The organism is Paenibacillus sp. FSL L8-0470 (genome assembly GCF_038008625.1).
Taxonomy (GTDB): domain Bacteria; phylum Bacillota; class Bacilli; order Paenibacillales; family Paenibacillaceae; genus Paenibacillus_AQ.
Genome location: NZ_JBBOZM010000001.1, coordinates 1,312,189 through 1,336,126, shown reverse-complemented (window position 1 = coordinate 1,336,126; position 23,938 = coordinate 1,312,189). Strand labels below are relative to the sequence as shown.

20 protein-coding genes and 1 pseudogene are annotated in these 23,938 nt (G+C 50.9%); 9 read left to right on the top strand and 12 right to left on the bottom strand.

Annotated features, from left to right (window positions below; translation table 11 throughout):
- Positions 1 to 75: 75 nt before the first annotated feature.
- Entirely contained in the window at positions 76 to 1,974 is a 1,899-nt protein-coding gene (locus NST99_RS06135; RefSeq protein WP_341090388.1) for a serine hydrolase, read from the bottom strand.
- 165 nt (positions 1,975 to 2,139) lie between these two features.
- Between NST99_RS06135 and NST99_RS06130 the strand changes: the two genes are divergently transcribed.
- Positions 2,140 to 2,868: a response regulator transcription factor gene (locus NST99_RS06130; RefSeq protein ID WP_341090386.1), complete on the top strand. Its 729-nt coding sequence runs from the start codon at positions 2,140 to 2,142 to the stop codon at positions 2,866 to 2,868.
- A complete protein-coding gene (locus NST99_RS06125; RefSeq protein WP_341090384.1) occupies positions 2,865 to 3,917 on the top strand; it encodes a sensor histidine kinase in 1,053 nt (350 codons plus the stop codon). Before NST99_RS06130 ends, NST99_RS06125 begins: the two co-directional genes overlap by 4 nt.
- A gap of 177 nt (positions 3,918 to 4,094) precedes the next feature.
- Here the strand turns inward: NST99_RS06125 and NST99_RS06120 are convergent, their stop codons facing one another.
- Complete coding sequence (locus NST99_RS06120; protein ID WP_341090381.1) at positions 4,095 to 6,074, bottom strand: translation factor GTPase family protein; 1,980 nt, start codon at positions 6,072 to 6,074, stop codon at positions 4,095 to 4,097.
- 237 nt (positions 6,075 to 6,311) lie between these two features.
- Between NST99_RS06120 and NST99_RS06115 the strand changes: the two are divergent.
- Together NST99_RS06115 and NST99_RS06110 are read left to right on the top strand one after the other, a co-directional pair.
- Positions 6,312 to 6,580, top strand: a pseudogene (locus tag NST99_RS06115) (SDR family oxidoreductase); the annotation flags it as partial.
- Positions 6,581 to 6,643: 63 nt separating this feature from the next.
- Entirely contained in the window at positions 6,644 to 7,615 is a 972-nt protein-coding gene (locus NST99_RS06110) for an S-layer homology domain-containing protein (protein WP_341090377.1), read from the top strand.
- A gap of 206 nt (positions 7,616 to 7,821) precedes the next feature.
- On the opposite strand, the gene NST99_RS06105 is transcribed toward NST99_RS06110, so the two are convergent.
- Together NST99_RS06105 and NST99_RS06100 are read right to left on the bottom strand one after the other, a co-directional pair.
- Entirely contained in the window at positions 7,822 to 8,568 is a 747-nt protein-coding gene (locus NST99_RS06105) for a hypothetical protein (RefSeq protein WP_341090374.1), read from the bottom strand.
- A 126-nt stretch (positions 8,569 to 8,694) separates the two neighbouring features.
- On the bottom strand, positions 8,695 to 9,015 hold the full coding sequence (locus tag NST99_RS06100) for a carboxymuconolactone decarboxylase family protein (protein ID WP_341090373.1): 321 nt from the start codon (positions 9,013 to 9,015) through the stop codon (positions 8,695 to 8,697).
- A gap of 234 nt (positions 9,016 to 9,249) precedes the next feature.
- On the opposite strand from NST99_RS06100, the gene NST99_RS06095 reads away from it, so the two are divergent.
- Positions 9,250 to 10,278 carry a CdaR family transcriptional regulator gene (locus tag NST99_RS06095; RefSeq protein WP_341090370.1) on the top strand — a complete coding sequence of 343 codons (1,029 nt, stop codon included), beginning with the start codon at positions 9,250 to 9,252 and terminating at the stop codon, positions 10,276 to 10,278.
- Between the two features lie 86 nt (positions 10,279 to 10,364).
- On the opposite strand, the gene NST99_RS06090 is transcribed toward NST99_RS06095, so the two are convergent.
- The 4 genes from NST99_RS06090 to NST99_RS06075 form a co-directional block, all read right to left on the bottom strand.
- Positions 10,365 to 11,507, bottom strand: a complete 1,143-nt coding sequence (locus NST99_RS06090; protein WP_341090367.1) for a glycerate kinase family protein — start codon at positions 11,505 to 11,507, stop codon at positions 10,365 to 10,367.
- A 21-nt stretch (positions 11,508 to 11,528) separates the two neighbouring features.
- Positions 11,529 to 12,824, bottom strand: a complete 1,296-nt coding sequence (locus NST99_RS06085; protein WP_341090364.1) for a GntP family permease — start codon at positions 12,822 to 12,824, stop codon at positions 11,529 to 11,531.
- Between the two features lie 434 nt (positions 12,825 to 13,258).
- Entirely contained in the window at positions 13,259 to 14,005 is a 747-nt protein-coding gene (map, locus tag NST99_RS06080) for a type I methionyl aminopeptidase (RefSeq protein WP_341090362.1), read from the bottom strand.
- A 27-nt stretch (positions 14,006 to 14,032) separates the two neighbouring features.
- The gene (locus NST99_RS06075) at positions 14,033 to 14,827 is read right to left on the bottom strand and encodes a TetR/AcrR family transcriptional regulator (RefSeq protein WP_341090359.1); all 795 of its coding nucleotides are present in this window, start codon (positions 14,825 to 14,827) and stop codon (positions 14,033 to 14,035) included.
- Positions 14,828 to 15,187: 360 nt separating this feature from the next.
- Here NST99_RS06075 and NST99_RS06070 point away from each other — a divergent pair, with 360 nt between their 5' ends.
- The 3 genes from NST99_RS06070 to NST99_RS06060 all read left to right on the top strand — a co-directional run bounded on the left by NST99_RS06070 (position 15,188) and on the right by NST99_RS06060 (position 17,594).
- Positions 15,188 to 15,769 carry a Crp/Fnr family transcriptional regulator gene (locus NST99_RS06070; RefSeq protein WP_341090358.1) on the top strand — a complete coding sequence of 194 codons (582 nt, stop codon included), beginning with the start codon at positions 15,188 to 15,190 and terminating at the stop codon, positions 15,767 to 15,769.
- 72 nt (positions 15,770 to 15,841) lie between these two features.
- Positions 15,842 to 16,186: a darcynin family protein gene (locus tag NST99_RS06065; RefSeq protein WP_341090356.1), complete on the top strand. Its 345-nt coding sequence runs from the start codon at positions 15,842 to 15,844 to the stop codon at positions 16,184 to 16,186.
- A gap of 367 nt (positions 16,187 to 16,553) precedes the next feature.
- Entirely contained in the window at positions 16,554 to 17,594 is a 1,041-nt protein-coding gene (locus tag NST99_RS06060; RefSeq protein ID WP_341090353.1) for a polysaccharide pyruvyl transferase family protein, read from the top strand.
- 86 nt (positions 17,595 to 17,680) lie between these two features.
- Here the strand turns inward: NST99_RS06060 and NST99_RS06055 are convergent, their stop codons facing one another.
- Positions 17,681 to 18,232: a TetR/AcrR family transcriptional regulator gene (locus NST99_RS06055; protein ID WP_341090350.1), complete on the bottom strand. Its 552-nt coding sequence runs from the start codon at positions 18,230 to 18,232 to the stop codon at positions 17,681 to 17,683.
- A gap of 148 nt (positions 18,233 to 18,380) precedes the next feature.
- Here NST99_RS06055 and NST99_RS06050 point away from each other — a divergent pair, with 148 nt between their 5' ends.
- Entirely contained in the window at positions 18,381 to 19,304 is a 924-nt protein-coding gene (locus NST99_RS06050; protein WP_341090347.1) for a ketopantoate reductase family protein, read from the top strand.
- A 173-nt stretch (positions 19,305 to 19,477) separates the two neighbouring features.
- Here the strand turns inward: NST99_RS06050 and NST99_RS06045 are convergent, their stop codons facing one another.
- From NST99_RS06045 to NST99_RS06035, 3 genes are all read right to left on the bottom strand, one after another.
- Positions 19,478 to 20,017 (bottom strand): hypothetical protein, encoded by a 540-nt coding sequence (locus NST99_RS06045; RefSeq protein ID WP_341090345.1) that lies wholly within the window; start codon positions 20,015 to 20,017, stop codon positions 19,478 to 19,480.
- A gap of 185 nt (positions 20,018 to 20,202) precedes the next feature.
- Entirely contained in the window at positions 20,203 to 22,362 is a 2,160-nt protein-coding gene (locus tag NST99_RS06040) for a Tex family protein (protein WP_341097574.1), read from the bottom strand.
- A 222-nt stretch (positions 22,363 to 22,584) separates the two neighbouring features.
- Positions 22,585 to 23,793 carry an MFS transporter gene (locus NST99_RS06035; RefSeq protein ID WP_341090343.1) on the bottom strand — a complete coding sequence of 403 codons (1,209 nt, stop codon included), beginning with the start codon at positions 23,791 to 23,793 and terminating at the stop codon, positions 22,585 to 22,587.
- Positions 23,794 to 23,938: the final 145 nt, after the last annotated feature.

Here is a 23,938-nt window from a genome sequence, read left to right as displayed (position 1 = left end):
TAATCATACACTAGGGCTCCGGGCATGAACAGACTGCCTAAATAAATCCCCATTGGAAAAATGAGCTTTCCCGGGCTACGAGAAATGGATCGATAACATATTCCAATAGTACATAAATCCTGTATAGCCGATGCAGGCAATCGCAACGAAGCAGCGCGTCAGGGAAACGACTTTTCCTTTAACAGCCTGACCGGCATTCTCCCAGAGCAAATGAAGAGCAATCAGGACAGCCACCAGAGGCAGTGAAGAGACAACCCACGCATACCACGCCGGGTAGCCGAAGGTAATGGCCCCATTGCTGTAAGTCAGCTGAAGCAGCAGAAAGACGGACATAAGCAGCGAGATTGCAGCAATATGCAGCGATACAGTTCTGCGCGGCTTACGAAATAAACGCACGACATAACGGATCAGCGTGACTGCCAGCAGCGCAAGGAACAGTAGTCCAGAGACAATGTACACGATGAGCAAGGTGGAAGGACGCTTCCAGAAGCCCGGCTCCGGTGAGAAGGTCGTCTCCTGGATGATGGTCATTTTCCAATTGTGCTGCTTGTCGATCAACAGCTGCATCCTCCCCCCCTGTTCCTGAAACAATCCATCAGCAATCGGCACGAAGCTCTTCTCCGCCGTTTCTCCGCTCCCATCCGGGAATACTCCGCTCACAACCAGTTCTCCTTCGGCTGCTGTAACCTTGTAATTTCTGCCGCCCAGGAAATACAGCCATTTGCCCCAGCCATGCTGCGGAACCTTGGCAAAGGTATAGGTCCGCTCGTATTGCTGCAAATCCTCCAAGGAAACCGGCAATGGCGTCACAGCTTCCCTCTTTTTGGTTAACAGCCCGGCAACCGCATCCGTGACCTTGTCGTAAGTTATCCCACCCTCTTCACCATTGCTGACAATTAGAATGCCAAGCTTCTGCGAAGGGATAAGCTCCATTTTGGCGGCGAATCCTTCGATCTCTCCGGTATGCGTCAGCACAGTGCTACCATCTGCAAGGTGCCCCCGATACAGGCCATATCCTACACCGTCAACCTTCGGGTGCTCAGCAAATTGAGACTGCTGCATCATTTCAACGCTGTCAGGCTTCAACAATGCCGTCCCTTGATAAACCCCTTGGTTAAGTAAAGCAATCATAAAATGGGCAAATTCATCGGGAATCACACTCAGGGCTCCGGCCCCAGGGATGTGGGGGTAAGTCGAAGACACAGCATTGTACTTTTTATTGGAATACACATAGGATTTTGCCATATCCGGGCTGCTCTCGGGAACTGTCAGGCTTGCGCTGGGCATCTTCAGCGGAGTAAACACCTTCTGGAACATATAGGACCCTAGATCAGTACCAGCAGTCTGCTCTATTAAGTTGCCAACCAATCCCAGTCCCGCGTTACTGTATTCGTATTCCTGTCCCGGCTCCCGCACGGGAGGCTGCTGACGGAAATATTGCCGCAGATATTGCTCTGCTGAAAGAGAGTCCTCCCGGGAGTGCCCCTGGATATTGTAGATGGACTCGTCCAGCCCGGCAGTATGGGTCAGCAGGTGATGCAGCGTAATGGGCTGCTTTCCGAAGGAAGGCAATTGATACGCGTGCAAAAAAGAATTAAGGTCATCATGCAGCGTCAGCTTCCCTTGCTCTACCAATTGCATAGCAGAGACTGCAGTTACCGTTTTGGTAATCGAACCTAACCGCATGATCGTTTTTGCAGGATCTACAGGAATGCTCTGTTCAACATCGGCATAACCATAACCTTTGCTGAAAATAATCCGGTCCCCCTGAGTCACGACTACGGCCGATCCGGGAACATGCCGCTTCTCAAGCTCCTCTTGCATAATAGGGTCTATACTCTGTTCAAGCTGGCTCGCCGATAAAGCGGTAGGCACGGCAGGTGTGGCAGCCGCTTCTGCTTCATGGCCCATGAAGACGTTCATCCCCAAGAAGACAAGCGGCACTGCGAGCAATCGCTGTAATCTGTTTTTCATTCTTGCAACCTCCAGCACTATAATGGTTCGTTCTGCTTTCAGCATACCGTCCGTTTCTGTCCTGAATCTTCCCTCAATCTTAAATTCATCTTAAGATCATAAAATACGGATCAAAAAATGATAGACTGATGAAAATAGGACAACTTGAGAGGAGCGGAGCAGCAGATGAGCAGAACTGTTTTGCTGGCGGATGATGACCCGGATATTCTGGAATTACTGAGGCTGTTTCTGGAGCGGGAGAACCTGAAGGTGCTGGAGGCACTGAATGGCATCGAGGCATGGAGTTTTATACGGGAGCAGCGGGTTGATCTGGCTGTAATTGATATTATGATGCCTGAGCTTGACGGTATTCAGCTGCTGAAGCTGCTCCGGACGGATTACAAAATCCCCGTTATTATTATTTCCGCCAAAAATGAGGATAGTGATAAAATTCTGGGGCTGCAGCTGGGTGCAGATGATTTCATTGCGAAGCCCTTCAATCCGCTGGAGGTTATGGCCCGCATTCAGGCGATGCTGAGACGGACCTATGAATTTAACGAACCCACCGGCCAGCAGAACCCTGAGCCACCGGCTCTGCAGGAACGCACAATCATCGGACAGTTAGAGCTGGATCACCTGGATTGTGTCCTGTACAAAGAGGGCCAAGACATACCGCTGACGGCGATCGAATACAAGCTGCTCACCACCTTCATGGACTCTCCGGGCCGGGTATGGACCAAAAAACAGCTGTTCGAACAGGCCTGGTCCGATCCTTATTATGAAGATGCCAACACCATTATGGTACATATCTCCCGGCTGAGAGAGAAGATTGAGGACAACGCCAGACAGCCGGTGTATATCCGGACCATCCGCGGACTGGGCTACAAGTTCGCCAGGAAGGATGAATTCCGGTGAAGAAAAACACGCTTTTGTCCAGGCTGGTCAAATCCTATATCTTATTCGCATGTACACTGGCTGTAGTCGGCATAACCTTTCTGATTATGGCTATTGATGTGGAGCAGGAAACCATTACGGTCTCCGTGCAGTGGCTGCTGCTCCTGCTTGTATTATTTGGCCTAAACGTCTTAATCTACAGTGTTTGGACAGCCCGGCGGATCACCAGACCTCTGGAGCAGATTGCCGGAGCCATCCGGGAGATGCGGCTGCGTAAATTTCATAAGCGGCTGGATATTCAAACTGGCGATAGCGATGAATTCGCCCAGGTACAGATGTACTTCAATGACCTGGCCGAGTCGCTGCAGCGGACAGAAGCCGAAAACCGCAGGCTGCAGCTGAGCAAGCAGCGGATGCTTGTCGATCTGTCGCATGACCTTAAGACCCCTATTACTACTATTCAGGGTTACGCCAAAGCACTGCAGCTGGGAATGGCGGACAATGAGGAGAAAAAAGAGCAGTATTTGCAGCTTATCTATAACAAATCCCAGCTTGTCACCTCGCTCATCGACGATATTTTCCATTTATCGAAGCTGGACAGCCCCGACTTTCCTGTATCCGTCAAGCCCGGCGATATCGCCGAGCTGCTGAGGGAAGCCGCGGCGGATTATTATCAGCAGTTCGAGGACAAGCAGTTTATGCTGCATGTTGAAATCCCGTCCCGTGAAGTGCTGGTCTCTTACGATACCAATCTGATGCGGCGGGCCATCGCCAATCTTTTATCGAATGCGCTGCGCTACAATCCCCCCGGCACAGAGGTTACGCTCCGGCTTGAGCAGTCGGAGGATGCCGTGCAGCTAGCTGTAATAGACAATGGCGTAGGCATTTCCGATGAACTGAAGGCTGTGATTTTTGACCCTTTTGTACGGGGCGATGCCTCCAGAAAACGGGACGGGGGCAGCGGGCTGGGACTGTCGATTGCCAAGCAGATGATGGTGCGGCAGGGCGGCGAGTTGAACCTGGACAACCGCCCGGGCCGGACTGCGTTTGAGCTGGTGCTGTACCGGTAAACAAGGTCCCGGATCAAGGAGAGGAGGCCCCAGCCTTTCAAACCTCTAGCTTTAGCCCATCCAGCACTTTGCCCGCCGGGAGACGTACTCACTCGCATACGGCCGGCATAATCCTCCACCCCGCTCTCCTTCATCCAGCTTCACTCCAACCAAGCCTCTCCACCAGCCTCATCCGCTTCACCCTTGCAGCGCCTTACGTACGCTGAGGATATACTTGGCTTGGTCGAGCGGATTCACACCCCGGCGGGTACGCTCGGCGGTGACGTCAGGCGGGCATTCCTCGTAGCCGGCAAAAAAAGACGTGAACGTGCTGCGCCCCTTCGTGTAGGAGCTCAGGGTCACCGGGTAATCGAGCGATGTCGCCAGCGGCAGCCGGCCCTCGATGATCATCCGCCCGCCTTGCAGCAGCGGCGGCTCGAAGGTGCCGCGCATCTGCACGAGGTCGTTCATTACACGGCCGCCGTTCTCCTCCGGCACAACAATGCGCACCTGGAGAATCGGCTCCATCAGCCTGGTGCCGATCCGGTTCAGCCCGTCCATAATGCCCATCGGCGTAGCTACGGCAAAATCCAGCGGATGGGTATGCCACACATGATGGTTCCCCTCCACCAACGTCACCTTCAGGTCGGTCACCTCCCAGCCGTAGAGGCCTTGCTGCAGCGCCTCCGGCACCCGGCGGGCCGTCTCGTTCTGGTACTGCGGCAGCAGATCCGAGCTGCGCACCAGTGATTCATACACCAGACCGCTGCCCGGTGGTCCCGGCTCAATGAGGAAGCGCAGAATCGCCCAGCACGGCTTCGGCATCGTATAGGCGATGAAGCCTTCACCCGCGCGGCTTGGCGTCTCTTTGTAAATCACTGACGGCTGGCCGAAGGTTACCTTCAGGCCGTAACGGCTCTCCATTACGCTGTCCAGTACCTCCAGCTGGATCGGGCCCATGACCTTGATATGCAGCTCCCGCTCCTCCTGCAGCCACTGGGCATCCAGCAGCGGATCTTCGTCCGCCAGCTCCTGGAGCGCGCCGATCACCTTGTGGTCATCGAATTCCGCTCCCCAGAAGACACGAACAGTCAGCAGCGGCACAGCCAGCTTCGCTTCCTGCGGAATGGCATCCGGCCGGCCCAGCACATCGCCGATCCGCACGCCGGAGAGCCCGTATACTACGGCGATATCTCCGGCCTCGAGCGCCCCGACATCCTCCGTCCGTCCACCCTCCACCTTGCGGATCTGCGTCACTTTGGACTCTACATTCTGTGAGTAGTTCTTTACCGTATCACGGTTGCGTATCGTTCCATCGTACAGCCTGACAAAGGCCATGCGGCCCATGCTTTTATCGCGCTGAATGTTGTATACGATGCCGGATACCGGCAGCTCCGCATCCCCTCCAGCCCGGGGAAAATACTCGGTCATCGCGTCCAGCAGCTCCGTAATGCCAAGACCTTTGGCCGCGACGCCGTAGACAAGCGGGAACATCCGCCCCGAAGCCGCTTCCGCCTGCAGATGTTTTTTCCATACCGCAAGATCGGGGGAACCACCTGACATGTAGAGCTCCAGCAACCGCTCATCTCTTTCGGCCAGCGCCTCCAGCAGCTCCGTCCGTGCCGCCGCATCTGCACCTGCCTGCCATAAATCTGAGGCACCCGTGTATTCCTGCTCTTTGCCGGCTGGCTGCTGGACCGGAATAATATCGCCGGACAGGTAGGTACGCGCCTGGGCCAGCACAGCCCCCGGATCAGCGCCGACGCGGTCCATTTTGTTCACAAAAATCAAGGTCGGAATCCCCAGCTTGCGCAGCGCATTCCAGATCATCTCGCTCTGAGCCTGCACTCCTTCCACCGCCGAGAGGATCAGCACCGCGCAGTCCATCACGCGCAGACTCCGCTCCACCTCGGACAGAAAATCAACATGGCCCGGTGTATCCACCAGATTAACCTGCACCCCTTTCCAGACAAATGAAGCCAGCGCCGCCCGCACCGATATTCCCCGTTGCCGCTCGACCTCCATCGAATCTGTCATAGCCGTTCCGCTATCCACACTGCCGAGCGCACGAATCCGCCCGCTTTCATATAAAATATGCTCCGTCGTGGTCGTCTTTCCCGCATCGACATGGGCAAAGATCCCGACGTTAATCCGCTCCATTCCCTGCTGCTGAATCATCTATGTTCTCCTGTCATGGTCTGAAAGTAGTAAATATAGCGCTATCATCCTTAAGTGTACTGCGAAATGGCTCTTTTGTTCAATTGCAAGAGACAAGGCGGTATGAGTTGCTAACAGCGCTGGTGAAGGGAACAGAAGCTTCGCTGCACCTTCCGGCATCCCCGCTTCCAGACTGGTTCATCCCCAATGAGAAGGGTATGTAGTTACTGACAGAGCAACTTTTAGGAGGAATTTATTAAGGCAGGCCAGGTCGCTTTTATGAAAATGGCTGCGCGGAGCTGGCGCAATACGCCATCCGCGTAAATGCCGTCTGCCCCGTATCAATTGATACCAGTATTGGAGATAATACGTACAAAAGCGATGCCATTGAGGAAGTAAAAATCCCCGTGGAGTTTCCGGACGGCAGTCATCCGCTGGAGCAGGCTCCCGGCAAGCCGGAGCAGGTAGCCAATCTCGTGCTGTTTCTTCCCTCGGACGAGTCCTTTCATGTCTTAAATTACATTTAATTTGAGCTACTCTGCAACATTTTGCGGCATTCTGCCATCTAAGAGAATAAGAGGTGAGGCACAATGAAGAAAAATCATTCATTCCAGATGAACGCTAAAAAACTAACCATAGCGTGCAGCATTCTGGCAGCAAGCTTGTCTTTGGGAACATCGGCATTTGCATTTTCCGATTTGAACGGCCATTCCGCCGAATCCAAAATCAACACTTTGCATAAGGACGGGATTATCAACGGAGTAACCAGCGACAAGTTCGCACCGAAATCAAAAGTAACCTTCGCCCAAGGCATTCAGTTTATCGTCAGCGGACTGCAGCTGTCCCCGCAAACCGCTGGTAAAGCTAGTGATTACTTTGACAAAGTTAAGGACAAAGCCTGGTATGCTTCCGCATTCGTAGCCGCCAAGCAGAACGGCCTGTCCCTGGACAAAACCGTTGATCCGAACAGCACGATGACACGCGCCCAGTTCACCCATTTGCTGACTCAAGCGTTGCAGAGTAAGGGCAACTTCCCGGTAACGATGATGTTTGCCAATATTTCCGACGGCAGCAAGCTGTCCACGGCGGAAATGAACAGCCTGCAGATTCTGGTTAACACACATATCGTTACCCTGGAGAAGAACAACACGTTCCGCCCATCAGAAGCCGTTACCCGCGGGGAAGCAGCGGAATGGCTCTTCGAAGCAGTTAAATTCGCCAAGGAAGTCATTGAGCCGGATGGCGGAACAGCAGCTCCTTCTTATAATTATGAAACGGCAGTGAAGCTGGAAAAAGCCGCTGACGGAGTAAACAAAGTTACAGTGACCGTCAGCAACCTGCCGCATCCGGGCTATGGCCTAAGCATCGACCGGATCGAATTTGGCAAGAACAAGACTGCCGTCATCTATTACAGCGTAACCCAGCCGGACCCTGGCAAAAGTTACGCACAGGTGATCTCAGCAGCTTCCGTAGTCACCTACTTGCCGGAAGGCTATACGGCGACAGCCCAGCCTGTAACCGGCACTGCCGGTTCCTCAGTATCCTTCAGCAGCGTTCAATAATTTGCCGCTGCTGCTGAATGGAATAGGCCGCGCCTCCTATGGGGGCGCGGCTTTTGCTGTACCTCTCATTCCGCAGGAATCCGCGGCTGCGGATAATGCAAGTTTTGAGTTCTCCGAAATTTTTCAAATTGTATAATTCCCAGAACTAAAAACAAAAGACGGACACCCTGCTGTACTCCAGCAAAGTGTCCGTCTTCTTTATTTATTTATGGCGTCCACTGATCGTGAACGATGCCTACAAGCGCACGATCTTCGCCCATCTTCTCGAAGACCAGCCGCAGGCTGCGCCAGTCCATGCCTTCGACGGAAGGATCGATACCGTCGATATGGTACTCCACGAAGTCGTGAGTTTCCTTCGGATAAACTTCGTTGATATTGTTGACTGTCGTTCCTTGCCCCAGTCCTTTATTCAGCGCGATTTCGGCATCACCGGCAAAGTCTGCATCATATACAAACTGCTTAAAGTATTCTGCAAAAGTCAGCTTAATCAGTTCGCCTGAACCGGCGAATTCCCGCCACTCATATTTCGTGTTGTCTTTCATTACCCCCTCTAGCTTATCACGGGTAAAGACCAGGTCCTTTTTGGGGTCGACATATGCATAGGGCGAGAAGCGGACGCCTTTATCCGGGTGAACCCAGGCCGCGAGCGACTCCATATCACTGTTCTTCAGCGCCTTCATCACCGTTGCGGCAGCTTCCAATGCCGTAGGCGGCTGACCTTCTCCAGGTTCTGCAGGTGCTGTCGGTTCTGTCGTCGCCGACGGCTCTGCAGATTCCTGTGGCTGAGTCTCCGGGGAAGTACTCGCTACCGGGCTTTGTGTCGGCTCAGCCTGTGATGTCTGCGCAGGCGCCAATGTGGCCTCCGGTTCTGCTGCTGGTGTCGTGCTGCAGGCTGCAAGGAGCAGCATTGCGGCCACCAGTGCAAACCTTCCAAAATTTCTTACTGTGTACATGAATTCCCTCCTTATTCTGCTGTCTTTCTAATTTAGACGCTTCGCAACTTGTTTAAGTTGCAAATTAAAGAACCGGCTCGCCCCTTGTGAGGCATACAGCCGGTTCTTTTGATACAGAATTATGGGCTACTCTTCATCATATGCCGCAAGTGCCGCAGGAAGCAATTGAACCACAGTATTCCCTACTGCCGGAAGCCCCAGCAGAACAGCACTGATGATTTCTTCTCTGCTGACACCCAGAGCCTTGGCCTGCTTCACGTGAAAAGGAAGTCCGCTCTCAAGTCTGGCCACAGCAAGTACCGCAATGTAAGCCAGCGCTTCCGTTCTGGAATCCAGCTTGCTTGCAGCCCCCAGTCCCTTTACAGCCTGCATCCACGCCTCCTGATGTGCCGGAGCTTCCTTGCTGAACATTTGAAAAGCGTTGCTGATTGAAGTTTTGTCATTCATCTCTTTCACCCCATCCTAGTATTTAATGTTAAAATACTCCATCACCTGAGCTAAGAGCTATCAGAAATGTCACCAGCGAAACCGCCATTGTATTTCCTTCAGGCCTCATGCCGTCAGAACAGCACTTCCTGCTTTTATAAATACGGAAGATCATCTATAATTTTGTTCATATGCACAAGCTATAATCCAAAGACCACAACTGAGCATAACCGGCTTGGCAAAGGAGGAACCCGATTGTTTGAGCTTTCTGAGAAACAGGCACAGGAAATTGTAGATAAAATGATGATGGACATCCCCTATAACATCAACATTATGAACGGGAAAGGGGTCATTATCGGCAGCGGAAAAAAGGAACGTGTCGGCACCATTCACCAGGGGGCAGTCAAAGCACTGTCCACCGGAAAAATGGTCGAGGTCTGGGAGGATGGACGTTATGAAAAAAAGGGCACCAATGAGCCGATTGTTATAGGCGATGCGCCTGTAGGTGTGATTGGAATTTCGGGCAACCCGGATGAAGTCCGTCCCTTTTGCAATATCGTAAGAACGACCGTCTCTCTGCTGATTGAACAAAGAAATACGCTCGAGGATCTCGCCAATGAAGCGAGCCGCAAGAAGGCATTTCTGGAACTGCTGCTGGCCCATGAGGGAGCGTATTCGCAGAAATTTCGAAAAGAAGCAGCCGCTTATCACATCGATCTGCTGCTCAAAACAACGGTCCTGTATATCAAAAATTTTACACCGGCAGAGCAGAATGCCAAGATTCTGCTGCTGCAGCCTTCGTTTCGGATCCAAGAGGACATCTGGCTTATGCTGGTCCAGAACCAGCAGGACTGCAATCTGCTGATCCGGCAAATTCTTCATAACCAGCCACAGGTGCTGCTTGCTTCCGGCAAGCAGGAGGCCAGCATCGCGGAAAGCTACCGGCAGGCGAAGTCGGCTATGGGAATTCTGCTGGCGCTGAAGCCCTCTGCGCAGACCATCCATTTCGAGGAGGCCGAATTTCTGGTGAAGCTGAGCCATGCGGAGCTGACGGACACTCTGAATACCACCATCAAGCTGGAGGATACCGCCGATTTACTGGAGACACTAAGGAGTTTCATCAACCACAATTGCAGTGTCTCGCATACGTCGGAGGCGCTGAACATTCACCGGAATACACTACAGTACCGGCTGAAACGGATTGAGAGCCTCACCGGCAAAGATCCGCGGAATCTGCTGCAGCTGTTCGAGCTCACCTACGGATTGCTGGCCTTGTACAAGTAACCTAAACTCCAGATCGGCCGCTCATTTTCCGGCACCTAACTGCAGAAGGCCCCGAAGAATTTCTTCTTCGGGGTCTTCTGCTTTCGTTATTCGCTTAACTTCAGCACTCTCGCAATATTCTCACAGGTCCGTTCGACATTGGCCGGACCGTCGTTTAGCAGTTTTTCCAGTTCAGCCGCTCCCGGAACGATTCCGAAGATGGCATCTATGCCTTCCGCATAGAGCGTCTCAATCCCTTCACCGATGTAGCCGGCTAAGGCAATGACCTTCTTGCCGCCTGCTTTGGCGGTGCGGGCCACCCCGTACGGTGTTTTACCGAATTTGGTCTGGAAGTCAATGCCGCCCTCGCCGGTGAACACCATATCAGCAGCCGCCAGCTTATGCTTGAGGCCGGTATATTCAATAACGATTTCGATTCCTTTCTGCAGAACTGCCTGTGTAAATATCAGCAGTCCCGCGCCGAGTCCTCCGGCAGCTCCCGCACCCGGCAAGTTACGGATATCCTTGTCCAGCTGTTTGTTTACGATTTCCGCATAATGGGCAAGATTCGCATCGAGCTGGAGGACCATCTCGGGTGTAGCCCCCTTTTGCGGGCCGAACACCCGGGATGCGCCTTGCTCCCCGCACAGCGGGTTGGTTACGTCACAGGCCACGATCAGCTGAACCTGCTTCAGCCGCCCGTCAAGAGAAGCAATATCAATGCTTGCCAGCCGGTCCAGGCTGCCGCCGCCGCGCGGAAGCTCATTCCCCGCTTCATCGAGGAATCTGGCCCCGAGCGCCTCGGCCATCCCTGTGCCGCCGTCATTGGTCGCGCTGCCCCCGATGCCGATAATGATATTGCGGATGTCCCGGTCAAGACATTCCCTAATCAGTTCGCCGGTGCCATAGGTGGTGGTGATAAGCGGGTTTCTGTCCGCCTTGTCCACCAGATGAATACCGCTTGCCGAAGCCATCTCAATGGCCGCCGTACGGCCGTCGCCGAGGATGCCGTACTTCGCTGTAACTGGTTGCCCCAGCGGTCCCATAACCTCTTTGGTATAAATTTGCCCTCCGGAAGCATCGACAAGCGATTGGACCGTTCCTTCCCCTCCATCCGCCATAGGAACATGTATATATTCAGCCTTGGGATAAACCTTTCGCAGCCCCTTTTCCATCGCAATGCAGACTTCCTTAGCGCTCATGCTCTCTTTAAAGGAGTCCGGTGCCAGTACAAAGGTTTTCTCTCTCATTTCCTCACCCCATGTTAGATATTAGAATATAAATCCGTAAATTATCGTCGCCACAAGCGTCATCGTTCCGCCGACGAGCGCCTCATAAGGGACCAGCCCTAACCGCTGCTTGATCGTCATTTTCATACTATCCGCCGTTACATGGAAGTAGTTCCCCTGCGGAAGAGAGTCGATGACAGTGGCTCCGGTATGGACCATTACTGCTGCTGCCAGCGGAGCGGTGCCCATATCGAGAATGGCTTGTCCGAAGGAGCCTGTAGCCAGAATAACACCCGTTGAGGTTGAGGCGGTAGCCGCCGCCATCAGGATACCGGAAATCGGTGCCAGGAAGGTCCCGGATATACCCGAAGCCTGAATCAACTGGACCACCTGGGTCGACAGATCAGAAGCCGCAATCAAACCGGCTATGCCTCCTGCACCGATCAGGATCAGAACAGTTGCCGTCATTTTGTTCAAGCCGGACGAGCTGTACTGCAGGATCTTCTTGCCTTGACCCATAGCCAGCATGCCGACAATCCCTGCAATCGGCAGGATATATAATGCATCCACCTTGAAGCTCGCCAATGCCTCAATTCCGGATAACGAGCCAATCGGATTGATCATCAGCAGAATGACCGCAACGAGCGGTGCAACAATCGCCTGATGAAGCGGCGGATATTTGGAGGTGTCGGCGGTGTTGTTCACCGCCTCCTGGTCTGTGACCATATTCCCCTTTTTCTTCAGAAGTGAAGCGACAATAACGGTTACGATCAGACCGCACACTGCCGGAATCAAGCCTGCCAGCATCACATGGCTCAGATCCAGATCAAACCCGCGGGCCGCGGCTATCGTATTCGGATTGGGGGAGATAATGTTCCCCGCTTTACCTCCGCCCGACAGGGCAAGCAGCAGCGCCATCTTGGAAATCCCCATCTTATTGCCTACCGACAAAGCAATAGGAGCCACAATCAACACCGCTACCGGAATGAAGACGCCCACTGCGGTAATAATCATCGTTGCCAGGGCCAAGGCCAGAATGGCTTTGCTGCCGCCGAATTTTTTGACAATCGCCTGGGCAATGGTCTCGGCCGCCCCCGATTCCATCATTACCCCTGCCAGGACACCAGCGGCGAGCACACGCAGCACCGTGCCCATTACACTTTGCGTACCGCTTACAAGAACAGTTACCGTCTGCTCCAGATTGGCGCCGCCGATCAGTGCGCCTGCAATGGCCCCCAGAAACAGCGCATATACGGGATTCAGTTTTCTTAATATCAGAATAATAGCAATTGCCAACCCCGCCAAGGCGCCATACCAGCCAATCATTAATCCTTCCATTGTTATGCCTCCCATTGCTCTTGTTGAACACGCTTTCATTGTAACGCTTATCCTCGCCAAAAAATATTGATGATTGGACGAAATGCATTGTGCAGTTGAACAACAATTTTCCCAATAACTAGCTGGAGTATTACCTGCTGTAGTTCGCGTACAGAAGAATTCCGACGGCTTGAGAACGCACAAATTGTGCACGAAGTCTCGCTCAATTTGTACACTATTTTCCATAAAAGTTATAATATTTATACCGGCGTCATAATAAAAAACCGCAAATAATGCGGTTTTCGTAAATTGGTATAGTTACAAACCATGTTAACAAAAGCATCCCTGTGCCCAGGCTGAGCTCAGCGCTTTTTCGTCGTTTCGGATAGACCAAGCAGGCCGGGTTGGCGGCTTATTTCCTAAAATGACGTATTCCCGTCCGTTCGCCTCTATTCTTACTGGGCCGTTAAAATCAGCGGTCCGTCCGGCGTGACTGCGATCGTATGCTCATATTGCGCCGACAACTTGCCGTCGGCCGTTCTCGCCGTCCACTCATCGTCGTCGATCGTGATACGGAACGTACCTTCGTTGATCATCGGTTCAATCGTAAACACCATGCCTTCCTTTAACCGAATGCCTTTACCGGCTACGCCGATATGCTCGTAGCTCGGCTCCTCGTGCAGGCTCCGCCCGATCCCATGCGCCAGCAGATCGCGTACGACCGAAAACCCGTTCGCTTCCGCATGCTGTTGAATCGCCGACGTTATGTCGCCGAGCCGGCCCCCGGGGAGTGCCCGGGCGATCCCCAGATCCAAGCATTCCTTTGTCACCTTCATTAACTTTTGCGCCTCCGGCCGGATATTGCCCACCGCATAACACCAGCACGAATCGCCGAACCATCCGCCGTATTCCACGACGATGTCGAGCTTCAGCAAGTCGCCGTCCATAAGCATCTGGTTCGAAGGAATACCGTGGGCCACCACATCGTTGACCGAAATGCAGGTTTCGGCGGGGAAGCCGTTGTACCCTTTCGTAAACTGCTTGCCGCCCAGCTTGGTGATGTGTCTGGCAACAAAGTCATTGATTTCCCGGGTGGTGATCCCAGGCTCGATCAGTTTGGCCACCTCGCGGTAGCAGTCCGCAATAATTTGGCTCGCCGGCTTCATCTCTTCGATTTCCCTGGGTGATTTTATAATGATCATCTTTTGCTTATTCGCTCCTTCTCCATTCTATAATTTTAAAAACAGGGCGATATCCCTAGCCTCCTCGTGCAGCTTTCCGCGGCGAAGCGAAAGCGAGGCGCAGCCGACCAAGGCAGCCAGCAGCATTTCGGCATGCTGTAGCCGATACGGCGGCTCCGCCGCGTTTCCGCCGGAAGCGTCAGCCCCGTCCGCCGCACGCCCGGTTTCCAGCAGCGCGGCAAACGGCGCGAGCACCTCCCGGCGAAAGGCGGCCGAGAGCAGGGCCGAGCGCGCTTCAGGCAGCGAGGCAAAGTCCTCACTGGCCTGCTTATGCAGCAGGTACAGGGCGTGGTCCTCTGCCCAAAGCTGCAGCAGCCGGACGCCGGCGGCAGCGACGGGGCCAAGCTTTGCGGCAGCGGCCGTTCCGCGGCTTCCGCTTCGGGAATCCGCAGCAGCCGAGTTCCCAGTGTCCGCCGCCGCAGCCAAGGCGAAATGCCCGCCCGCCGGCGCCTCCCCCGAAGCCGAAGCGCGCGGGGCCTTCAGTTGAGCCTCCAGCGGGACCTTCAGCCGTGCCTCTAGCGGAGCCTCCAACGGGAACTCCAGCGGAGCCTCCAGCCATCCCCCGGCCCGCTCCACCGCGTCCCATAACAGATCGTAGAGCAAATCGCCCTTATTGCTGTAATAATGATATACCGTGCCATAGCCGAGTCCCGCCTGCGCGGCCACATCGCGGATCTCCAGTAAAGGCCCTTTATTCAAAAACACATCGGCAGCGGCTTTACGGATCTGCGTCAGACGCCGCAGCCGGATCTCTTCGTTTTGTTCTTTTGTGCGTGGAGTCATTTCGTCCGTTCACCTCTTTTATTATTGACCTGCTCTTATGTCAATATAAAACATCGGCTTGCGAATTACAAGAGATTAGCTGGAGGATTTCCGGCTCAACCTAGAAACCGGTGCTTGACCAACGGGTGTATTAGATTCAAGGAGAAAATAAAATGCTAGACTCAGCAAATAAAGCTGTAGACTGAGAAAATAAAGTATTAAACTGACCATGCTTCATTAAGCTAACGGGTAGGAGGTTAAAGATCAATCTCGGTGAACCGTATCATAAGTAGGGGGCAAGTTTTTCGGTGTGACCCGTTAATTCAGCGTTACAGCGTATGTTGTCACTTGCGACAAAAAAGCTAGGGGGTGTAATTTCTGATGGATATTGACTACAGTGCGATAAGAGATCTTCCTCAAGCAGCGCAGCTGTCCGATGAGGACTGGAACCTGTTTGTAGAACGTTCACGAACAAAACGAATCCCTAAAGGAGTCACCCTAATTCAGGCGGGACAATTGGTGAAGCATGTTTATTTTTGCACAATGGGCTTATTTCGCCTGTATTATACGCTTCAAGACGGCAGGGAATATAATGTTGCATTTACGGTGGAAAATGATTTTGCTACTTCTTATGGTGCCATGGTCATGGGGACGCCTTCTTTCTTTACAATCGAGGCTATGGAAGACTCTGCAGTTATCGAAATATCTTATGATATGCTGAAGGAGTTAGTGGATGAAAGCCGTGCATGGGAACGTTTTGTGTGTAAGAGTGTTGAAAGATTATATATACGAAAGGAAGAAAGAGAGCGGGAATTGCTTTACCTGTCCGCGAAGGAAAGATATGACGTGTTTTTGGTCAAGTACCCTGGATTGGGACAACGGATTCCTCAGTATCACATTGCGTCCTACTTGGGAATTACCCCTGTTTCTCTGAGCCGGCTCCTTCATTCGGAAAAAGATTAACCTATGTTAATGCGAAGCCAGCGCTTTGTCGCTAAAATAAAACAAAAATAAGCAAATAAAGGTGGTAAAGAAATGCGGTACATGATGATTGTGCTGTTGGAGTTTTATCCTTCCTGGCTTGCACTGCCTCGGGAGGAACGGAGAAAACATGCCGATTCATTGCAGGGGATTATACAAAAATACGGTCAGCACGTCAAAGTGCGATTCTTTGACGCAGAAGCGCTGCCTGGAAAAGATTATACGGATTTTGTCCTGTGCGAAACGGTAGATCTAAAGCAATACCACTATATGTGGGAAGAAATCAGAGACTCACTCCCGTACACCAAAGGGTATATGAAAATCAAAGATGTTGTGATGGGAATAGAAAACGCGTTTCAATCGTATGAGGCAGAAGTACTGAATATGGGAAAAGATTAACGAGTGTATGATCGTTTAGGATTACCCAAAATCGTCCTGCGGATTGATAAAATACTAACGAGATGAAAAAGAATTCCTTGTAGTGGATGGATTTGTATATATGTGTGTAGGTTTCGGGCTATGTTAACGCTGAAAAGCAACATTGGGCTATCGTATTTTGAATGGAACATCTGCGTCACATCCCACGGAAGAAAGAGGACTTGTAAACGGTAGGGGCTCCCCGAGGCGGGAAAGAAAAGTGTCACGAGTGTCGATGCTGGCAGCGAACGCGTTTCTGACGGTACTACTATACTGTTGCAAAAATTCAAATTTATGTAGACTTTTCGGCACTTTTCTTTCATTCCTGTTTGTGCCGACTTAGTTCGGAATGGAGATTATTATGAAAAGAGTTGGAATTATTACTCTTTACTACAAAAACTATAATTACGGTGGCCAACTAGGAGCTTATGCACTGCAAAAAGCTATAGCTAAGTTAGGATTTCATTGTGAGCAAATTACATTCAAGTGGCAAAGCGAATACACCTTACAAGCATATGAAAGTGCTAAAGGTGCAGAACATTTTAGGAATTTTTCCGAAAGCATTCCCCACAGCGAACGCTTATATACAGTATCTGATATTGCAGAATGTGTTGATGATTACGATATTTTTGTTTGCGGTAGCGACCAAATATGGGGTTTACCATGGGTTATTTCCGATGACATTTTACCCTGTATGGCACTTTCTTTTGTTCCAGCATCAAAAACGAAAATTGCATACGCAGCAAGCATGGGAGGAGCAGAGATAGAGCCCGATCGAAAAAATATCCTTGCTCCACACGTTAATTCCTTAGACTTTGTTTCTGTTCGTGAAAAAAGGGCAATCCCTTTTGTGAAAACGATGAAAAATGGAGATATTACTCATGTATTGGATCCAGTAATGCTTCTTGATAAATCCGGATGGGATGATATATCTGCTACTCCGCCAGAAAAAGCCTATATACTCACTTATGATTTACGAGATATTACAGGGGTTCAGAAATACGCTGAAGCACTTTCAAAAAAGTACGGATACGAGATTATATCTCTTGCAACTGCTGGAGCAGCTACGGTTGGTCCGAAGGAATTTGTAGGCTACATAAAACACGCTAAGTATTTTATTACTAGTGCTTTTCATGGGGCTGCTTTTGCCATTTTATATAAGGTTCCATTTTTGGTTTTCCCGGTATCTGATAATCCACAAGACCCCAAATCAATGGATTCAAGACTGATAGCTCTGCTGGATACGTTTGGCTTATCTTCTTGCTATGTTTATGATACATCAAATATTCCAAATATTGATGATGTTACTTTTCATCATATAGACGAATCAAAAACAAGTGCATTTCGTCATAATTCACTTCAATTTCTTAAAGATGCTTTGGAATCTTAAAATAAACCAACTGCAGAAGTCTGTATTTACATAATGCCAACCCTTAAGAGTAGGTACAACATATGGATTTGGTTTGAATGACAGACTCATTCTTTAAAATAGGGCGTAATCCCTCTTGAATATAGGTTCTCCACTAACTTGAAAAATTCTTCTGACGATAAATCCTTTTGACGCTGGAGCCAAAGACGAAATAAAGAAAGGGAAGTTGTCAGGTAAAACTCAATGAAGTATGGCGTTAAGGAAAGGTTTTGCGGAACGTTTAATCCTAATTGATCTAAACTGATTTCTTTTTTTAAGCGTTTTAAAAAACGGGCACTTCCATAATCGCCCAAAAGGGCATTAAGAACCAGGAGATGTTCTCTTTTGTCCAGACAATAGAGCGTATCTTGAACCGTATGCATCGATAGCTCTTTATTCGCCATTTCTTTTTTAATGTCATTCAATAAGTCATTTTCAACAGAGTCTAACAATTCGTAAATGTCAGTAAAGTATTGATAAAAGGTGCTGCGGTTATATCCTGACTTATTCGCAATTTCCTGAACCGAAATTTTTTCAATCGGCTTTTGGCTATATAACTCACAAAAAACTTCTACAAACTTTTGTCTTGTTTTCTCCGTTATTTGGGGTTGCTTTTTCATGTTTCCCTCCTGCTAGCGAATCTGAATGTCATCCGACAAATAATAAAAAACTGATGGTTGATCAAGGAATAATGAAGATTTATAATCACATCATACAACATGTTGTCTGATAATTAAAAGGAAATGTTAATAAGTAGGGGTGGTTTTAATGTCAGCAAAACAAGATAGAATTCTAATTTTTGGTGCAGGTGTCATCGGGAGCATGTACGCAATTAAGCTTATTGAAGCAGGGTTTGATGTTAGCCTGTTTGCACATTCTAATAGATTTAAATCATTAAGAGAAAATGGCCTGCAATATAAAGAAAAAGGTACAGTTAGATCGATACAAGTAAATGTCATTGATACGCTCGAAAATTACGATGTATACGATTTTATTTTCGTTACCGTTCGTTATGATCGGTCCGAATCAGCGTTGTTAGCGCTAAAAGATAATCAAAGCAAAAATATAGTCACGATGACTAGTAGTTCAATTGGATTTTCTTCGTGGCTGGATATCGTAGGGGATAGACTTTTACCAGCTTTTCCCGGCTTCGGCGGACAGATTAAAGATGGAGTATTACATGCTCGATTTCTACCAAAGATTTTAGTGGCAACTGCATTTGGAGAAATTAATGGTGTAGTGACAGAACGCATAGAAAACCTCGCAAAATTATTTAAAACAGCAAAGCTTCCCTACGTTATTAAAAAGGATATGCAAGCGTATCTAATCACACATTCCGTATCAGACATTGCCATGTTGAGCGTTTTGCATTCTGAGAATAAGATAATTGACAAAAAAACAGCCAGAACCAGAAAGACGGCACGCAAAATAACAGTCACTTTAAAAACGTATCTAAGGGCAATACAAAAAGCTGGCGTTTCAATTGATCCTCCAATGCTTAAAATGGTGCTTAAATTTCCAAACTTATTTTTGGATCTTTTCTTTATGACATGGCTACGAACCAAAATGGTTAGGGATATGATGTTGCCGGATTATGCGAATAATGCTAACAATGAGATTGTGCAGCTGAGTAATGATTTAATGAAATTTTTAAGTCAAAATAATATCAAATCGGAAATACATGTTCAGTAACGTTGTTAACGCCCAGATTCATTGAATATGAAAGCAAAAGCGGCTGCCGCATCCAGTAAATATGGGCGCGCACAGCCGCTTTCACGGTATAAGAACGGTTAGTTGACAGCGGGAGTAAACCGTACCTCTTCCTGTTAATGATTAAACTTACTTGACGCTTCCCGCTTCGCGGATTAATCAAGCTCAATGTTCTGCAAATATTCTAAAGTCGCATTAAAACTGGAGTCTATTTGGGAAAGCTCCGAGGATAGCGTCTTATTAAAAGCTGCATCACTTTGTTGGTCTTTGCCTTCCAAATGAGTCTTGATCATCTTGACCAGAGATGCTTTATGATTTGCGATCTCTTTAAGGGATGCATCGCTTTCTTTTTTGGCGCTCTTTACGGTTTTTGACAACTTGGCTTTTGCTGCCGCGAGTGTTTTTTTATCCTGAGTCATTTCATTTCTAGCCTTGGCGACAGCCTCCTTGCTCAGCTTGTTTTTGACCGCATTGCTATAGTTAGCTGCAGATACCTTAGATTTCTGCGCTAAGGCTGTAACCTCGGTGCCCAAGACTTTACTTAAGTTCTTCTGCGCATCCTTAACCTCTTTGACCCTGTCTTTGTAGGATTCAAAATAATACTTGTCTACGTACGCATTAGAATATGTAGCGGCAAACGCCTGTGATGGTAATACAACCACCAATAGCAACAACAATATCATCGCCTTTTTCATTCTCCCACTATTCCCCCTTAGTAATATATCCTTACTATAATTAATGTTATACGGCAGCACAATACTTACTTTGCAAGCGGCTAGTTCGGGGTGCAAGCCAACAGTCAGCCATTGGTGATGAAAAAAAGCCCCCTGCCGGCGTTACAGGGTCTGTCCCGCAACCTGCAGAGGGCTTGCTGTTAGATTTACTTGGCGCTGCCTGCTTCGCTGCGCGGCGGACGCATGGTCAGGCTGACCCGGCCTTTCTTGAGGTCAACGCCCATGACCCATACAGTGACATTGTCTCCTACAGAGACGACGTCCATCGGATGCTTCACGAAGCTGCCGCTAAGCTGGGAGATATGCACCAGCCCGTCGTTCTTGATTCCGATATCGACGAAGGCGCCAAAATCGATTACATTGCGGACGGTCCCCTGCATCTCCATGCCGGGAACCAGATCCTCGATCTTCAGCACATCGGTGCGGAAGATCGGCAGCGGCAGCTCCTCGCGCGGATCGCGGCCCGGGCGCTGCAGACTTTCAAGGATGTCGCGCAGTGTAGGCACGCCGACATTCAGCTTCGCAGCCAGCTCTTCGGCGTTCTGCGCCTGCAGCTCCTCTGCGACCTCTTTGCTGCCGAGCCGGGCTACCTCCAGCCCCAGCTCACGGAACAGGCGGTCCACCACCGGATAGGACTCCGGATGGATCGGCGTGCGGTCCAGCGTATTGTCCCCGCCGGGAATCCGCAGGAAGCCGATGCACTGCTCGTAGGATTTGGCACCGAGGCGCGGCACCTTCTGCAGCGCCTTGCGGGTCACGAACTTGCCGTTCTCCTCGCGGAACTTCACAATATTCTTGGCGATTGTGGCATTCACGCCCGCAACATAGGACAGCAGCGATGCGGATGCTGTATTCACATCGACACCGACGTGGTTAACCGCGGATTCCACAACGCCCTTCAGGCTCTCCTCCAGATGCTTCTGGGAGACGTCATGCTGGTACTGCCCGACTCCGATCGCCTTCGGGTCGATCTTCACCAGCTCCGCCAGCGGGTCCTGCACGCGGCGGGCAATGGATGCGGCGCTGCGCTCGGCCACATCCAGATCCGGGAACTCCTCCTGCGCAAGCTTGGAGGCGGAATAGACACTGGCTCCCGCTTCATTAACGATCAGGTACGCCAGCTCAGGATTGCCGATCTCTGCGATGACCTCGGCGGTGAACTGCTCCGTCTCCCGCGAGCCGGTGCCGTTGCCGATTACGATCAGCTGAATGCCGTATTTGGCAATCAGCTCCTTGAACTTCGCCGCCGCCTCCTTCTTCTTGTTGTTCGGCGGCGTCGGATAAGTGACCGCTACCTCCAGCAGCTTGCCGGTATCGTCCACAACGGCCAGCTTGCACCCGGTACGGTAGGCCGGGTCAACGCCAAGCACGTTCCGGCCTTTGACCGGCGGCTGCAGCAGCAGGCTGCGCAGATTCCCGGAGAAGATCGAGATCGCCTGATTCTCTCCTTTCTCCGTCATCTCTCCGCGCACCTCGCGCTCAACAGACGGAGCGATCAGCCGCTTGTAGGAATCCTCCGTCACGGTCTCCAGCAATTCCTTGACCGGAGACGGCCCCTTGATCAGCTTCCGCGAGATAAAGGCATGAATCTTGTCAGTAGTCACCTCAATGCCTACCTTTAGCACGTTCTCCCGTTCTCCGCGGTTGATGGCGAGAATCCGGTGCGGCGGCATTTTATGTACCGGTTCACGGTAACTGTAATAGTTCTCGTATACGCTCTCCTGCTCAGCATCCTTGGCTTCGGAGACCAGCACCCCTTGACTTGCGGTGTACTGGCGTATCCAGGAACGGATGACCGGATCATCGGCAATGTTCTCAGCGATGATATCCATCGCACCCTGCAGCGCCAGCACAGCACTCTCCACGCCTTTGTCCGCATCAATATATTTAGCGGCCTCTTCCAGCGGAAGCCCCTGCCGGCGCTGTTCCATAACCCAGTTCGCCAGCGGCTCCAGCCCCTTCTCCTTGGCCACACTTGCCCGTGTCTTGCGCTTCTGCCGGAAGGGACGATACAGATCCTCCACTTCCTGCAGCTTGACTGCCTTCAGGATCTGCTCATGCAGCTCCTCTGTCAGCTTGCCCTGCTCCTCGATGCTGCGGATGACATCCTTCTTGCGGTCACCCAGATTGCGCAGATAGGCCAGCCTTTCCTCAATATCACGCAGAGCGTTCTCGTCCAGCTCACCGGTCATTTCCTTACGGTATCTCGCAATAAACGGAATCGTATTCCCCTCATCCAGAAGGCCTACCGTCGTACGCACCTGCTTCAGGCTAATGCCCAGCTCCTTGGCAATCGCCGCGGTAATTAGTTCCTGCTCCTGCCGCGCAGCAGCTTCATCCGGTACAGTACCGGCATTCGTATTTTCTGCAGCCAATTGAATCCCTCTTTCCGCACACGTTCTGCGTTCTTATAATCCCTACCTGAAATAGTATCACAAATTGGTTATCTACCAAAGTTTAGGGATTCATTGACCCGGAAAAAGCTGGCTTGCTGCGAGGTATATTGTCAATCCTGCAGGAACCACGGCTCATTTCATTTGCAGGCCCCGCCGGTTCATACGCTTAGCGGAGGCGAGTGACAGCCCAAAGCACAGAACGAGCACTAGTGCAGCCACGGCATACGGGAAGTTGATATCCAGGTCGAACAGGACTCCGGCCACAATCGGACCGGCAATATTGCCAAGACTGGTGTAGGCAGAATTCATCCCCATCACGAAGCCCTGCTGCGATTCCACCGCCAACTTGGAGAGCTGTGTTCCGACAGCGGGGCGCAGGATATCCATCGAAAGAAACACAATGAACGTCACTGTAACGATGGCCCAGTAGCCGTGCACAAACAGTGTGAGGAGGATGAACAGGCCCGCGATAAGCAAAGAGGTCGAAATGACCTTATTTTCACCAAAACGATTCAATATCCAGCTGAACGCCGTAACCTGAATCACAGCCCCCGAGATGGAGCCAAAGGTTAGGACAAAGGCAATATCCTTAGGGGTGAATCCAAACTTATGATCCACAAACAACCCGAATACCGTTTCATAATTCGCCAATCCGAAGGAGAGTACAAATACAATAACCAATCCGAAGAAGTAGGGTTCACGGTAGGAACGCACCAGTTGAGATACAAGGCTCTCTTTATCGTTCTGTGCTGTCTTCACAGCTTCACGCTGGGCTGCGGAACGCGATTCCGGCAATACAAATGTACTTATCACAGCCACCAAAGCCGCTGCTACTGCTGCCGCGAAGAACGGCACACGGATACCAAACTCTGCCAGATAACCGCCAATTCCCGGTCCAATAATAAATCCGGTGGTGATGGCCGCATTGATCAGCCCCATTCCTTTGGCCCGTTCCTCCGTGGAGGTCGTATCCGCCACGTAAGCCATGACCGCAGGCATAATCAACGCTGCTCCGACACCCCCTAGCATTCGGGATACAAACAGCAGCCAGGGCGCATTTGCCAACCCAAACAGCAGCTCCGAGAGTGAAAAAACAATCAGTCCGGCGACGATAATTTTTTTCCGGCCCATCCGGTCCGACAGTCTGCCCGCAAACGGCGACACAATCAACTGGGTTACAGAGAAGGCTGCCACCAGCAACCCGACAACACTGCCTCCGATCTGCAGCTCATTCATATAAGTAGGCATGATCGGAACAACCAGTCCGATGCCTGTAAACGCCAGAAAAATATTCAGCATAAGGAGCAGCATAGCGCCCCGGTTTCTTAGCAGTAATGACATTGCAATAACCTCCGTATTCCCGCAACCAAATCCTCAAGTAGGGGTGATTCTATTTATCTTATAGTTAAATATCCACTTATCCGTCAGTTGCCATCCCTTTTATTCCAGAAATGAAAAATCTAAATAAGACACATAAGACCGACCA

Bases quoted from the DNA above. Each gene is read 5' to 3' on its own strand.
- NST99_RS06135 (WP_341090388.1), bottom strand. From the start codon at position 1,974: ATGAAAAACAGATTACAGCGATTGCTCGCAGTGCCGCTTGTCTTCTTG.
- NST99_RS06130 (WP_341090386.1), top strand. From the start codon at position 2,140: ATGAGCAGAACTGTTTTGCTGGCGGATGATGACCCGGATATTCTGGAA.
- NST99_RS06120 (WP_341090381.1), bottom strand. From the start codon at position 6,074: ATGATTCAGCAGCAGGGAATGGAGCGGATTAACGTCGGGATCTTTGCC.
- NST99_RS06110 (WP_341090377.1), top strand. From the start codon at position 6,644: ATGAAGAAAAATCATTCATTCCAGATGAACGCTAAAAAACTAACCATA.
- NST99_RS06105 (WP_341090374.1), bottom strand. From the start codon at position 8,568: ATGTACACAGTAAGAAATTTTGGAAGGTTTGCACTGGTGGCCGCAATG.
- NST99_RS06100 (WP_341090373.1), bottom strand. From the start codon at position 9,015: ATGAATGACAAAACTTCAATCAGCAACGCTTTTCAAATGTTCAGCAAG.
- NST99_RS06090 (WP_341090367.1), bottom strand. From the start codon at position 11,507: ATGAGAGAGAAAACCTTTGTACTGGCACCGGACTCCTTTAAAGAGAGC.
- NST99_RS06085 (WP_341090364.1), bottom strand. From the start codon at position 12,824: ATGGAAGGATTAATGATTGGCTGGTATGGCGCCTTGGCGGGGTTGGCA.
- map (WP_341090362.1), bottom strand. From the start codon at position 14,005: ATGATCATTATAAAATCACCCAGGGAAATCGAAGAGATGAAGCCGGCG.
- NST99_RS06075 (WP_341090359.1), bottom strand. From the start codon at position 14,827: ATGACTCCACGCACAAAAGAACAAAACGAAGAGATCCGGCTGCGGCGT.
- NST99_RS06070 (WP_341090358.1), top strand. From the start codon at position 15,188: ATGGATATTGACTACAGTGCGATAAGAGATCTTCCTCAAGCAGCGCAG.
- NST99_RS06065 (WP_341090356.1), top strand. From the start codon at position 15,842: ATGCGGTACATGATGATTGTGCTGTTGGAGTTTTATCCTTCCTGGCTT.
- NST99_RS06060 (WP_341090353.1), top strand. From the start codon at position 16,554: ATGGAGATTATTATGAAAAGAGTTGGAATTATTACTCTTTACTACAAA.
- NST99_RS06055 (WP_341090350.1), bottom strand. From the start codon at position 18,232: ATGAAAAAGCAACCCCAAATAACGGAGAAAACAAGACAAAAGTTTGTA.
- NST99_RS06050 (WP_341090347.1), top strand. From the start codon at position 18,381: ATGTCAGCAAAACAAGATAGAATTCTAATTTTTGGTGCAGGTGTCATC.
- NST99_RS06045 (WP_341090345.1), bottom strand. From the start codon at position 20,017: ATGAAAAAGGCGATGATATTGTTGTTGCTATTGGTGGTTGTATTACCA.
- NST99_RS06035 (WP_341090343.1), bottom strand. From the start codon at position 23,793: ATGTCATTACTGCTAAGAAACCGGGGCGCTATGCTGCTCCTTATGCTG.